The sequence below is a fragment of the Clostridium oryzae genome, from assembly GCF_002029235.1.
GTDB classification, from domain to species: domain Bacteria; phylum Bacillota; class Clostridia; order Clostridiales; family Clostridiaceae; genus Clostridium_AE; species Clostridium_AE oryzae.
Map to the genome: position 1 here is coordinate 1 of NZ_MZGV01000002.1, position 12739 is coordinate 12739.

Annotated in this window: 14 protein-coding genes and 2 pseudogenes; 4 read left to right on the plus strand and 12 right to left on the minus strand. The window is 34.4% G+C overall.

The features are described from left to right. Window positions 1-149 precede the first annotated feature (149 nt). Together CLORY_RS01395 and CLORY_RS01400 are read left to right on the plus strand one after the other, a co-directional pair. Complete coding sequence (locus CLORY_RS01395; RefSeq protein ID WP_079421786.1) at window positions 150-632, plus strand: flavodoxin family protein; 483 nt, start codon at window positions 150-152, stop codon at window positions 630-632. A 229-nt stretch (window positions 633-861) separates the two neighbouring features. Next, entirely contained in the window at window positions 862-1050 is a 189-nt protein-coding gene (locus CLORY_RS01400; RefSeq protein ID WP_242954295.1) for a helix-turn-helix domain-containing protein, read from the plus strand. 107 nt (window positions 1051-1157) lie between these two features. Here CLORY_RS01400 and CLORY_RS01405 read toward each other — a convergent pair whose 3' ends face one another. The 8 genes and pseudogenes from CLORY_RS01405 to CLORY_RS01435 all read right to left on the minus strand — a co-directional run bounded on the left by CLORY_RS01405 (window position 1158) and on the right by CLORY_RS01435 (window position 9238). Beyond that, the gene (locus tag CLORY_RS01405; protein ID WP_079421883.1) at window positions 1158-3212 is read right to left on the minus strand and encodes a DUF2264 domain-containing protein; all 2055 of its coding nucleotides are present in this window, start codon (window positions 3210-3212) and stop codon (window positions 1158-1160) included. A 16-nt stretch (window positions 3213-3228) separates the two neighbouring features. Continuing rightward, complete coding sequence (locus tag CLORY_RS01410) at window positions 3229-4350, minus strand: glycoside hydrolase family 88 protein (RefSeq protein ID WP_079421787.1); 1122 nt, start codon at window positions 4348-4350, stop codon at window positions 3229-3231. A 153-nt stretch (window positions 4351-4503) separates the two neighbouring features. After that, window positions 4504-5298 carry an AraC family transcriptional regulator gene (locus CLORY_RS01415; protein ID WP_079421788.1) on the minus strand — a complete coding sequence of 265 codons (795 nt, stop codon included), beginning with the start codon at window positions 5296-5298 and terminating at the stop codon, window positions 4504-4506. A gap of 706 nt (window positions 5299-6004) precedes the next feature. Continuing rightward, window positions 6005-6346, minus strand: a pseudogene (locus tag CLORY_RS23510) (C69 family dipeptidase); the annotation flags it as partial. A gap of 13 nt (window positions 6347-6359) precedes the next feature. Next, complete coding sequence (locus tag CLORY_RS23515) at window positions 6360-6935, minus strand: C69 family dipeptidase (RefSeq protein WP_207652153.1); 576 nt, start codon at window positions 6933-6935, stop codon at window positions 6360-6362. Then, a complete protein-coding gene (locus tag CLORY_RS01425) occupies window positions 6932-7294 on the minus strand; it encodes an HsmA family protein (protein WP_169911492.1) in 363 nt (120 codons plus the stop codon). The genes CLORY_RS23515 and CLORY_RS01425 overlap by 4 nt, the downstream gene beginning before the upstream one ends. A 112-nt stretch (window positions 7295-7406) precedes the next feature. Next, entirely contained in the window at window positions 7407-8660 is a 1254-nt protein-coding gene (locus CLORY_RS01430) for a S41 family peptidase (RefSeq protein ID WP_079421790.1), read from the minus strand. 185 nt (window positions 8661-8845) lie between these two features. Continuing rightward, window positions 8846-9238, minus strand: a complete 393-nt coding sequence (locus CLORY_RS01435; protein ID WP_079421791.1) for an ATP-binding protein — start codon at window positions 9236-9238, stop codon at window positions 8846-8848. A gap of 143 nt (window positions 9239-9381) precedes the next feature. Here CLORY_RS01435 and CLORY_RS24155 point away from each other — a divergent pair, with 143 nt between their 5' ends. Beyond that, complete coding sequence (locus CLORY_RS24155) at window positions 9382-9708, plus strand: DDE-type integrase/transposase/recombinase (protein WP_169911493.1); 327 nt, start codon at window positions 9382-9384, stop codon at window positions 9706-9708. 9 nt (window positions 9709-9717) lie between these two features. After that, window positions 9718-9882, plus strand: a complete 165-nt coding sequence (locus CLORY_RS24160) for an IS3 family transposase (protein ID WP_423236511.1) — start codon at window positions 9718-9720, stop codon at window positions 9880-9882. 109 nt (window positions 9883-9991) lie between these two features. On the opposite strand, the gene CLORY_RS23920 is transcribed toward CLORY_RS24160, so the two are convergent. The 4 genes and pseudogenes from CLORY_RS23920 to CLORY_RS24310 all read right to left on the minus strand — a co-directional run. Beyond that, window positions 9992-10117: a hypothetical protein gene (locus CLORY_RS23920; protein ID WP_278335294.1), complete on the minus strand. Its 126-nt coding sequence runs from the start codon at window positions 10115-10117 to the stop codon at window positions 9992-9994. Window positions 10118-10205: 88 nt separating this feature from the next. Next, the gene (locus tag CLORY_RS01450; RefSeq protein WP_079421794.1) at window positions 10206-10886 is read right to left on the minus strand and encodes a hypothetical protein; all 681 of its coding nucleotides are present in this window, start codon (window positions 10884-10886) and stop codon (window positions 10206-10208) included. A gap of 569 nt (window positions 10887-11455) precedes the next feature. Next, window positions 11456-12523 (minus strand): sensor histidine kinase, encoded by a 1068-nt coding sequence (locus tag CLORY_RS01455; RefSeq protein WP_079421795.1) that lies wholly within the window; start codon window positions 12521-12523, stop codon window positions 11456-11458. Then, window positions 12520-12729 (minus strand): annotated as a pseudogene (locus CLORY_RS24310) (helix-turn-helix domain-containing protein); the annotation flags it as partial. The pseudogene CLORY_RS24310 and the gene CLORY_RS01455, both read right to left, overlap by 4 nt. Window positions 12730-12739 lie beyond the last annotated feature (10 nt).

A 12739-nucleotide genomic window follows, 5' to 3' on the forward strand; every position in this document is an offset into this window, starting at 1 on the left:
GTTTGGTCGAAAATTCAATTATAACATGAAATTGGGGGTCATTGTTTTTTTTATACAAAAAAACTCTGTAACCCTTGATATATAAAGAAATTTTTAAAAGAGTAGTGTAAAAAACTTTACACTAACATACGATGCAAGGAGAATAGAAAATGAAGGCACTCGCAATAAATTGTAGTCCAAGAAAAAACTGGAATACTGCACAATTACTTAAATCTGCACTGGAGGGAGCAAAATCTGTTAAAGCAGAAGTGGAATATATTGATTTGTATGATTTGAATTTTACTGGGTGTAGAAGTTGTATGCTTTGCAAAAGAAATGGTGCGGAAAGATGTCATTGCTATTGGAAAGATGAACTTTCGCCTGTCATTGATAAGGTATTTTCAGCAAATGTTCTTTTGATTGGTACCCCAATATATTTAGGAAGACCTACAAGTCAGTATTTTGCATTTATGGAAAGGCTGCATTTTTCATCACTGTCCTATGACGATTATAGCAATTATTTTCATGGGAAAGTAAACGTTGGAATGTTTTTGACAATGAATGCAACGGAAGAATTTTATGATAAACTGTACAAGGAGCTCAGGAACAACAATATTCTTAAGCTCTCTGTTTTTGAGTTCCTTCGCCATTAATACTTTCCTCACTGCATTAATTTGTCATGCTGTCAAGGGTGGCGGCTTCTTCCTCCTACCTATTTTTCCTTGCTTTTTTTCTTCTTTTTTGCTTTTCAATCTTACTTTGCTTTTCAAAATTTTTATGCTGCATTTGTTTCTCGAAAACCTACTCGATCTATACTATCATCCACAACTACATTATTACAAGAAAGTGTGGCATTCAAGGATACTTTTTTTCATTTCCTGCATGTCCGATGTTATTGAAAGCAGAATTACTTATGCAAAAGAACTTTTAGTTGAATCAGATTTGCCTATCAAAGAAATATCAAGTCTGTGCGGCTATCAAACCGAAGTCCATTTTATGAGGCTTTTAAAAAAATTAACTACTTTAACTCCCACTGAATACCGTAAATTGAACAGAAAAGCAGGAGAATAAAGCTAGAAATAAGATAATAATACAACCCCCTGTTGGCTGCTTTTAAATATAACACATCATTCAGATTTGATATCTTTAAGACTTTTTTCTTCCATAACAGATCCTCATTAAAGCTGCAGATTGCCCTCTATTCCCTCAAATTCAATCCTTCTTTTTCTTCCATCAAGCAAAGTAACCTCTACTGGTCCGTAGCCGCCGCATTTTTCCTTATCTGTATATTGAACAGCTGCAATTGGGAAAATTTCATCCTCTGAAAAATCTTCGTGGCTTTCTTTGGTTATTACTTGAGAAATCATGATATAGGGTTCATATCCATACTGTTTTCTTCTAGTTAGTTTTCCATAAACTATAATTGATTTCTCTGAATCAGGATTTGTTCCCTTACTATGCAAAAGATTTATCTCATCCCATCCATCATACAGAGTCATTGCAAGCTGTTTCTCTCTTCCAGTAAAATCATGACCTTTCAGGATTATTGCTTTTGCATTTCCTTTTGTAAGCTTGATTACATCAGTGCCGTTATCTGGAAAGCCATAAGCACCTAGCGTCAAGGATATTGGTCTGCGATATAATCGAAGCTTATCTACCCTAATTATTCCATGAGACACCGGAAAATCCGCAAGATTGACTGCCTGCATCCATGTAGCTTCTTTGCTCAGCTCATAGTTAAAAAACTGTCTTCGGTAAAGTATTTCATCTTTCTTTCCATGCCAAAAGGTTACATTACATTTTTCATAATTTCCGGTGGTCAGATCCTGAAGTACATACTGCTGCGCCTCCACATCCTTTGAGGGCGCTGACTCCCAAGGATATTTACTGTTGTAGCTCAATTTAGAATAATTCCACATGCCATGGTCATCCTTACAATTCTTCACTACTTTTCCTGTCCTTAGAATTGTCTCACCATTAGCTCCATGATTAGTAAAACAAAGAGCTGGTCCATCAAGTACAGTTTCTTTTACCTGATTACCTTCAAGTTTTTCCCACGTACCATTATTCTCCTTAGCTGTCCAAAATGGATGGTCTGCTGGCAAATGCAGGCATAAAAAGGCTTTGCCCAGCCAGAAAGGAGATTCGGCACAGGAATAGCCCTGAACTAATGGAGTAAATTGTCCATAAAACCCCATAGTAGGAACTCCCTTAAAAAGGAAGTCCTCTCTGGTTAAAAATTGGAGCAAAGAGCCAGAAGCAATACGTCTTGCCAGCCCCGGATCTGCTGTGGAATTCTTAAGCATCATGTTAGCATCAAAAGAACTAGTAGCAGCATTCCTGTAAACATTACTCCTTCCCCACATATTCGTGAAGCCATCTCTATCAAAATAATCTCCATAGGTCTCCATCAATTTATTGGAATTTTCTTCGAACTTTTGAGCAAGGTAAGGTTCCTTTTCATAACCATACCATAAATTCCAAATAGGAGTATAAACATTAAAAGCCCAGCAGGAATAATAGTCAAAGGAATGACCATCACGATACCAGCCATCTCCTGCATAATAATTGAGAATTGTCTGCGCATGATCCTTCATAATCTCTTCATCAATGGGATAGCCCTCTTTATATAAAAAGGCCATATCCAGCATATTGAAGAGTCTCCAATTTTGCGGAACCGTATTAGCATGAGCAAAACTAGTCAAAAATCTGGCTATAACATCCTTTTCCTCTTTGGTATAAGTGTCCCAAATTTCGCTTTTACAGCTCCACAAGCATACTACTAAGGCACAGGTTTCTACAGTCTGCTGGAAAGCTCTGTAAAGATCTTTATTGCCTGTTAATTCCTGAAGCTCCTCATAACTTCCAACTGAATTACTATCGCCCTTAGTACAAGCACGCAGCACCTGTTCTTTATAATAATCCCTAAGCTTATAATTACAAATAGTGGCATCTGGTTTGCTATGGATTAATGGAGCCGCTATAAAAAACGATCTAGCAAGGCCTTCAAATATCTCTGCTTTTACCTCTAATTCTCTTTGTGCTCCCGTTGCATTTTTATGAGGATAAGTAACTTCAGTTTCTTTTCTTGGCATAATAACTGGATCATGAATTGATTTTATATTATTAAAAACACCTGTTAAAAGATATTCACAGGCTTCAAGCCAGCTTTCTCTAGTTAATCCTGTGTATGGACTCAATTTAAAATCTAATGTTTTAGGCTTAAATATCATTTTTCTATTCTCCTTTTTACCATATAAATAATTCTTCACCTGTCAATTTCCATATTGCTTCTATGAAAAAATAATCTCCATAAATAATTGAAAATTCATGTTCTTTATCATGGAATGCAGCTGTGCATTTTTCAAGAATATTATCAATGTCATCCTCCCAATTACATCTTTCTCTTTCAAGCGCTTGTAGTAAACCAATAGCTGCCTTGTGATAAACCTTCTTTTCCTCTTCAGAAACCAGTTTTTCAATCTCTAACAAACCACATGCAGCAATTGCAGCTGCTGTAGAATCCTCTAATCCGCAATCCTCAGGCTGACAAAAATCTACTGGAATGAAGCCGCTTTCTGGAATATGTGCTATGAAGTAATCAGCCACCTTCTTAGCTGTATCTAAATACTCTTTTTTCTTAGTATGTATATAACTTAGAACAAAGCCATATACCGCCCATGCCTCACCTCTTGTCCAGCAAGACCCTTCTCCATATCCTTGTCCCCCATATGTCTTTACAAATTCTCCAGTTGCAGGATTAAATTCAACAATATGATTCACCGAGCCATCTTCCCTAACAAAGTATTTAACTGCAGTATCTGCATGCATAGCAGCAATCTGTAGAAAACGTGGATCATTTATCTCCTTAGATGCCCAATATAAAAGAGGCAGATTCATCATACAATCAATGATAGCCCAGCCTGCTACGCTGCCATCTCCCTTATCATTCCAGGCACGGATAAAAGCTCCAGCAGGATTAAAGCGTCCAGCCAGATTATTGGCCGCTAAAAGTCCTCTATTGCGAGACTCTTTATTGCCTGTTAATTGATAATTTGCGACAGCAGTTGGCAGCCACTTAAATCCATTATCATGATCCAGTCCCTGCAGCTCCATTAAATTCTTGTCCAGCTTCTTCTCATTTTCTTCTGCAATTTGACGAAACATTTCATTTTTCGTACCGTTATACAGCTGCCACATCATGCCTCCCCAAAAACCATTAGTCCACCAGCATATATTACTTTCAGACATATCATCGAAACAGCCGTCCTTCGTGGTATAAGGAATTTTATTTCTGTTTCGCTCTGCTACAAGCTCAAGCTTTCTCTTAATCTTTTCTGAAACATTTTCTGACCATTTTAATTCATCCATTTTATCTTTCCTCCAACATTCCTCATTTATAATTCTTCATTAAGCCTCTATTCAATGCACTTTCTTGTTACTAATACGTCCAACTCATTTAGTTTACAATATAATTATCTTAATGTAGAAAACCTTTACTTAAAATAACCTAAAGCTGTCTATTTAGTTTTTCTTTGCAACCATCTTTTCTCTATACTCCCTTGGAGACAGCCCTGTGTATTTTTTAAACTGCCTTGAAAAATGAATTTCATTTTTATAACCACAGATTTCTGCAATGGTACTGATTGAAATCACTGATTGTAAAAGATAAAACTTAGCTTGTTCAACTCTGGCATTAATGACATCATTCATGCAGCTAACATGAAAGGTGTTTTTATACAGATGCTGAAAATATGATAGACTGATATTAAGCTCTCTGCACACCATGTCAACATTCCAATTTCGCTGCGGCTCATTATATATTTTTGATCGTAAGTTTAGCAATTTTAAATACATTGGATGCGATTTCACTGTATCTTTCTCATTTTGTATTTGTTCAGACAGGCGATAAAGTAAAATACGCATATAATGATCTAGTATTTGCTCCTGATAACTGCCCTTTGAATATAATTCATTAATCACTAAGCTTATCAACATTGAAATAGATGGTATATCATAAAGAAGTACAGGCTTATTCAACGGTATTTTCAGCTTATGAAAACAGTGAGCTTCTCCTACAAAATCAAAATGCACCCAGTCATTTACATATTCTCCTCGTTTATTGCAATAGTTACTAGGAACATTTCTATCAAACAAAACAAAAGTTCCCGGCGGTGTTTCGTATTCCTTTCCATCAATAATAAAGTATGTTTCCGACTTAGTTAATAGTAAAAGATAATCCTTGCTGCCATCCACATGACGCACCATAAAGTTTTGCGGATGATGGTTGTTATATCCGCCAATATTTACCTTAATCATTCTTTTGTTACCTGCTTTCCTTTTAGAAACTTACATTTTTATAGGATGCTTTACAAAAACACTAATCCTGTTTTATTTTAACAAATACAGTTTAAATCCTCAATGATATAAGCTGTTATAACTTATCCTATTCTGCTTTTTACTAAATTCTAGCTCTCTTGAATGAGATAAATTCCTAGAGAGTAAAAAATGGTTACACCCTATGTCGGCCGGTTACGTTCATTAAGCAATTACACCGCATCTTTTAGTCAAATTTCCTAATGGCTCATAACTCGGCTACGCCTCAAACAATTCGCCATCTTAACGGAAATTTGCCTAAAAGACACGGATAATTGCTAAACTCGCTACAAATGCCTCCGTCGGGTGTAACCATTTTTAATGCCCTAACTCTTAATATTCACAAAATACTCTTATTATACTGCTTCTGTTGCCTTCTTATCTTAATTTATTAACTTCAAAATATATTACTGTCTCTTTTTAACTTCTTCGTAAACATACTGTACCGTTTTTCCATTCAACAACCACCTTTTCTCCTATTTAGTGGCGTATCTTGATATTAATTAAAAGTTATCCACAATTGGTAAAACACATAATTTCCTTAAGACTAAAAAAATCCAGTAGATAAGCACTTTTTTGCTTTCTACTGGATTTAATTTATCAATTATTCACTTAAAAACCTTCAAGCCTTATTAAAGTTCTCGTTAATCTAATATTGATCATGCAGCGGTAGATAATCGGCTGCCTGTTTAAATAAAACAGTGTTAAGTTCTTTAAATTTACTAAAAGCATAATCAGCATTCTTCTGTCCTTCTGCATTAAGATATTGAGCTAGCTGTTCTGGATTGCTATCTCCAATTTGATAATAGTTAGGTGTAGCCGTTATTCCTGCATAAAAGGGTACATATGTACTGGTTTCAGGAGATGCCATTGCTATCCATTGTATTCCTGAAATTTGATTCGGCATATTGGGTCTTAGTTGGTTTATATGTGATTCCTGTGTAGTTTGGTTACTTATTGGCCAATACCCATACTTCAGGAAATCTTCTCCAGTAGTATCATATTTAGTTCAGGTAATTAGTTACAATATCACCTAACCTCTGAACACCTTCTCTTGCAGAATTTATATATGGCAGCACTACAGTTAACATACTATCTTCTTTAATTCCATCGCTAACAAAAGGATCAACGCTAAGTACATTTTTATTTGAATATGTGCTTTCTGTAGAGCTCATCGCTACCCCTTTTTCATTAATACCATCCTCTTCGAATTGTCCATTAGCAGAGTTCTCATCCCATTGCGGTGTACAGGTATACTTATATTGGTGCTTCGGAAGCTCACAAGTAAAATTATTCACCTTTGATATATATTTTGCACCATCAACATTGTCTTTCGCTAATCTCACAACAAAATGCTTGGGTAATGTTGGATTATCATCCTCATTTCTTGCTATTATTGTAGATCCACCTTTTGTAGCTCCTTTACCAACTATAACAGTAGTGCAGGCAAAAGAGTTTAAGGCCGGCGACGCTATACCTAGTGCTAGTAATGATACTATAATCTTACTCAAGAATCTTTTTTTTATTATACAAATTCCCCCTATAAATTCTTCTTTTAAAATTGAATATTCTATTTTCAAATTCCTATCATCATCCCTGATAGATATGAAAGCAACCATATCAACCATACAACAACACTAAATTTTGAAAAATTCTTTCTAGCTTTGTCGTTCTTAATTGCGAGTACAACTACTGCATATATTACTGTTACGGCCATTAATAAAATTCCAACTATACCTATTATTCCATGAAGATTTAGCTCAAAACCTTTATCACTTAATTTACTCATAAGAATAGTACCTGTAACATCAAATACAAGTCCTGCACAAAGAAATAGTAAATGCTTTATTTCCAATTGCCCATGTCGTTTTTCAGACCATATTCCAACAGTATAAAAAACAAGTGCCAAGGTTACAAATATAACAGCAAACACTAACATAAAATTCCTCCTTCTAATTGCCTTTACTTCATGCCTTCTATCCAAGAATAGCATTGAACTACACTGCATATTTTGCGAATTTCTTTATTATTTTAACTTCGTCAAATTCACTTTAATGTACAAGTTTTAACACAGTCTGTACTGCCTTGTCCTTATTAAGGTCTTTGTTTACCTTTGCTGAAACCTTAATATCCGGCTTTGTTTTGTACTCAAAATTACACGTGCCATCTGAGGTTAAACCCATATCCATTGGAAATCTAAATACATAGCCACTATTTTTTAAAGCACATAGTGCAGGATCTACGCCAATACCATCTCCACCTGTTCTCTCTCCTACTAATGTTGCAAATCCTGTACTCTTAGCAAAAACTGCAAAAGATTCTGAAGAAGAAAATACGCCTGAATCAACCAATAAATATATTTTGCCTCTAAAGCCAACAGAGTCTTTAGGTGAAAAACTTTTGTTTATAGATAAATAATACTTAAAATCTTTTTTCACCTCTGCTGGCAGCTTATTCAACTTCTTTGTATCAATGTTTTGCGTTGATTGAAGCGAGTTATCATCATTACCCAATATGCCTCGCATAAATTTATCTTCAAACGCTCCGCCTCTAAATGCTACATATTCAGTATCACTAATAGGCTTATTTATAAGCATTCTAAGCATAGTAATCCAATCCTCATCAGTACCTCCGCCATTTCCACGTATATCTATTATTAGTCCCTTATATTTTTTTATTGAGCTTAGATATGCATGTATTTGCTTAGAAAAAGCTTCTATGTCATAATAATCAAATTGGTGAATTGCCAAATATCCGACCTTTTTACTTTTGAATAACTTAGTTTCCATATTATCGCTTGACGCAGCATTTCTTAAATTTTCACGCTTACCATTTTCCTCTGAATCTGCTGTATATCCGTAACGCTCCTCGGATTTTTGGTTTTCTAGTTCATCCACCCAAACTTTGTATCCTGGATTTTTCTTAGCTGCTTGCCCATACATATTTATATATGATTTATACCCACTGCCATTTAATATATCTGAATGTCCATTATTTAAATCTCCTAATATGCCACTTAGAATATTATAATAGCTTTCATCATCCTTAGTTTTTTTTATCAATGAAATATACTCATCTTTGTTAGCCAGCCAGTCTATTCCATCTACTCTTTTCTCCACTTCAAAATAAGGATAATTATCCTTAAGCACATTGTACATGTATTCAAAATCTTCTACTTTTTGTTCTTCTGTTAATTGCTCATTGTTCAAAGCCTTTTTAGCATAAGTAGTTTTTCCCACAGAAATCTCCGCTAAAGATACTGTAAATGTAATTGCAGCCAGAAGGGCTGCTAATCTTTTCCTCAAAATACCATCCCCTTTTTATATCATTTAAAGTACGTGACTTAACGACAATATAATATACATATAATGTAATGTCAATATTAATATGGATATACTTAAATAATATGTAAATTTTTAAACACTTAAATGCATATATTATACTTTGATTGAGATGGCAAACCTATGTAATTAGAATGTAGCTTTCTAGTTTAAAATTGTATTTTTGGAAAAACTAATGACAAGGTTGTACCTTTATCACAGCCTAAATGATGAGATTGAACACGAACTCTAATATTCAAATCATCAGCCATTTTCTTAACCAGATACAATCCCATTCCCGTAGAGCGGCTCAAATAACTCCCTGTGTCACCTGTAAAACCTTTATCAAAAATAAATGGCAAATCAGATGGTTGTATGCCTACTCCATTGTCATTGATTAACAAAATAATTTGCTGCGTATCTGTATCTTCTTTCACCTCAAAACGAAGTAATGGAGCGGTTTCTTTAACTGAATATTTCACACTATTGCTGATAATCTGGCCCAAAATAAACATAAGCCCTTTTTGGTCAGATACAACAGAATAATCTTCTTTTGTGAACAAGAGGGGATAAAAATTTCACCCCTGGGAAATTGAGAGGGGACTGGAAGTCAGCTCCTCTATCGTCTTGATGGTTGTACTAACCTTCAAAACACCCTGAATTCACGGCAGAAAATATACTTCATCGTCAATTTCACTCTGATAAGTTGAATGAAAAATGGGTAACCGATGTCACTGAATTCAAGTATAATACTACAGTGAATAACATCAAAAAGCTGTATCTAAGTGCTATTTTAGATCTTTGTGACAGACGATCAGTTGCCTATATAATTAGCGACCATAACAACAATCAACTTGTTTTCGATACCTTTGATGCTGCTTTAAAGTCCAACCCAGATGCACATCCCATTTTTCATAGTGATCTAGGATTTCAGTACACATCAGCGCTCTTTCATCAGAAACTTGTAGATGCTGGAATGACTCAAAGTATGTCTCGAGTGCCACATTGCGTAGATAATAGACCAATGGAATGATTCTGAGTAATTCTTAAAAGGGAAATGTATTATAGAAAAAAATTTACAAGCAAAGATGATTTAGTGAAGGCAATAAACAGTTATATGAACTACTATACAAATAGGCGTCCACAGAGATGCCTTGGAATTCTCACACCAGAAGAATTCCATGAGAAACTGTTAAACGCTGCATAAAAGAAATGTTGCTCAAACAAGCAACATTTCTGAAAACTTTTATTTTTTAATTGTCTACTTGACGGGACGCACACCAATTTTTGGGTGCGACAGCCTCCTTATTTTTTAATTACTTAACTTTAACCTTTTTGTTATGTTTCCTAACAGCTCTTACTATGAAATAAGCTATTGTAACATAGATTGCTATATTTATAATAGTAACAATTAAATTTGGTAAATCAAAAATAATATGCATTTATCCACCTCTTTAATATATTATTTTTATAATCTTATTATATTATAACTCACTTATGCACTCAATAAATTCTACTCATATAATATCCTTATTTTCCATAAGTAAACGTGTGCTGTAATGTCATAGAATCAGTAACAGTTTTAAACAGACCCAATTTACATATAAAGTAAGTACTTAGATCTCCGTTGACAGTAACACTGCACTTTTTCATATTGTTAGAGAAGTTATGGGCACTTCCAGTCTGCTTCCAACTCACCCAAGCAGTCAGTCCATATACACCTGACGTTACTTTTTGAAAACTATCATATTTTTTAGCAGTGTTATCATATATGAAGTAATAATTCATCTTTATGTAATACGGACAACCAGCAATCCACCACTTAGCAGATGAGAAACTTTGTCTAATTGAATTTTGTGTAACATTAGTAGATGAAGGGCTTACTTCAGATTCAGTAACATCTCCATCTGTAGATTCAATAACATTTCCCTCTGCTTCTACAGTACGCAATTCACTAGTTATACTATTACTTTCGGATATATTTGTTTCAAAATCGTCTAAAGTTGTACAAGATTTCGGTGTGATTCCAGATGGAACATCTGATTCTGATATTGGTTCTAATCCATAATTACTCTCTAAATATTGAATTTGTTCTTGTGTAATTTCAGTGTTTGCTGCTTGTTGACTAGCAAAAGCTGGAGTTCCTGTGCCAATACCCATTAAAAGTGTACAAGTTAGAGCAATTAGTTTTTTGTTTCTAACTTTTATCATACTATCTCCTCCAATATTTTAAATTAGCCATTGCAATGCTTAATTTATGATTATTATTTTTTACAAGCTTGTTTATTACATTATACTTCTTTCGTGGTAAAATGTAAAAATATTTTTTTACACATATATAATTCATATAATTACTTATTTTTACTTTTTCTTATTTTATTTGTTATTACCTATGTAAAGCTCTATATTACATATTTATTATTTAAATTTTTTATCGCTCACTTAGTAAATTGTTTATTTTACTTTTTTAAAAAATATGAGAATTGTTCAAATTTAGTACTTATTTTTTTATTAATTTTTATACTATTTGACTATATATGCAGTCTTTCGCAATACACCCTTCCCTCCATGGTCATCACTCACCTGATTGGTACTATGGTGTAATCCGACTACTCACTATCATTTGGATACCTTTGTTTTATCAGACATTGTTCTCCATGCTCCGTTTAGAGAATAGTGAGTTCTCACAAGTTGACATACTATATTTGTGTGTACACTAGAGAATTGGGAAGTGACTGAAAGTCAGCTCCTTGTTAATGACTTTATGCGTTGTTCTGGTTTCAGTTTTCATCCTTTTTCATAGATGATCGCTGTACTTTGGGAAAAACTAATGACAAGGTTGTACCTTTATCACAGCCTAAATGATGAGATTGAACACTAACTCTAATATTCAAATCATCTGCCATTTTCTTAACCAGATACAATCCCATTCCCGTAGAGCGGCTCAAATAACTCCCTGTGTCACCTGTAAAACCTTTATCAAAAATAAATGGCAAATCAGATGGTGGTATGCCTACTCCATTGTCATTGATTAACAAAATAATTTGCTGCGTATCTGTATCTTCTTTCACCTCAAAACGAAGTAATGGAGCGGTTTCTTTAACTGAATATTTCACACTATTGCTGATAATCTGGCCCAAAATAAACATAAGCCCTTTTTGGTCAGATACAACAGAATAATCTTCATTTGAATATTCAATCTGAAAACCTGCTTCATCTAAAAGAGTAAAGTTATCTATAACAGATTCTTTGCAGATGTTGTTAATTGACAGCAGCTCCCAGTAATAATCTTTATGTACAGCGCCAAGACGGGAAAAATAAAGAATTTGCTCCACGTCTTGTTTGATGTGGTCACAAGCATATAGCATTCTTGTATGAACAAGAGGGGATATTTCATCTTTTCTGTTATCCAACACCAATGTCGTTAGCGATAATGGCTTTTTGATTTCATGTACCCAGTTTTCGATATAATACTCGTAATCTGTAACCTGTATATTCCGAGACTCTATTTCTGCCTGCTTTTCTCTTAAATACTGTCCAAGTTCATGAACGTATGGACGTAAATATGGAGATACAACTTCCCTTAACAAATGCTCATTTGTTTCATCTGGTTCTAACAAAAAACATTGAAATGCAATGTTCTCCTGTTTGTGTTTTCTAATGGTAAGTGTAAGGGGAATTATAAACGCGGATATAATAACAAAAAACATGAGTCCTGCAAGCTTCAGAAAATCCCCCCGATATGCTACCCATGCAAAAAACAGAAACAAAATATCAACACAGGCCAATGAAATTAGCCAAATCTTGTAGGAAGAAATATAGGCGAAAACAGTTTGTATTTTTTTCACAGGTTCACCCACTCTCTCAACCGGTATCCTTGTCCACGCACCGTTTCAACACGATCATCAATACCAAAGTTTCGCAAAGTTTTTCGCAATCGAGTTAAATTCACTTGTAGCGTATTTTCACCTATAAATTCATTCGTATTCCAAATGGCATCACACAATTCAGATTTCGTGACAACATTAGGGCTATTTATCAACAAGGTAAGGAATAATTTTCCC

What these genes read in the sequence shown, in the direction of transcription:
- CLORY_RS01395 (WP_079421786.1), top strand. Translation starts at nt 150, where the DNA reads ATGAAGGCACTCGCAATAAATTGTAGTCCAAGAAAAAACTGGAATACT.
- CLORY_RS01450 (WP_079421794.1), bottom strand. Translation starts at nt 10,886, where the DNA reads ATGATAAAAGTTAGAAACAAAAAACTAATTGCTCTAACTTGTACACTT.
- CLORY_RS23920 (WP_278335294.1), bottom strand. Translation starts at nt 10,117, where the DNA reads ATGCATATTATTTTTGATTTACCAAATTTAATTGTTACTATTATAAAT.
- CLORY_RS01410 (WP_079421787.1), bottom strand. Translation starts at nt 4,350, where the DNA reads ATGGATGAATTAAAATGGTCAGAAAATGTTTCAGAAAAGATTAAGAGA.
- CLORY_RS01425 (WP_169911492.1), bottom strand. Translation starts at nt 7,294, where the DNA reads ATGTTAGTGTTTGCTGTTATATTTGTAACCTTGGCACTTGTTTTTTAT.
- CLORY_RS01400 (WP_242954295.1), top strand. Translation starts at nt 862, where the DNA reads ATGTCCGATGTTATTGAAAGCAGAATTACTTATGCAAAAGAACTTTTA.
- CLORY_RS01405 (WP_079421883.1), bottom strand. Translation starts at nt 3,212, where the DNA reads ATGATATTTAAGCCTAAAACATTAGATTTTAAATTGAGTCCATACACA.
- CLORY_RS01415 (WP_079421788.1), bottom strand. Translation starts at nt 5,298, where the DNA reads ATGATTAAGGTAAATATTGGCGGATATAACAACCATCATCCGCAAAAC.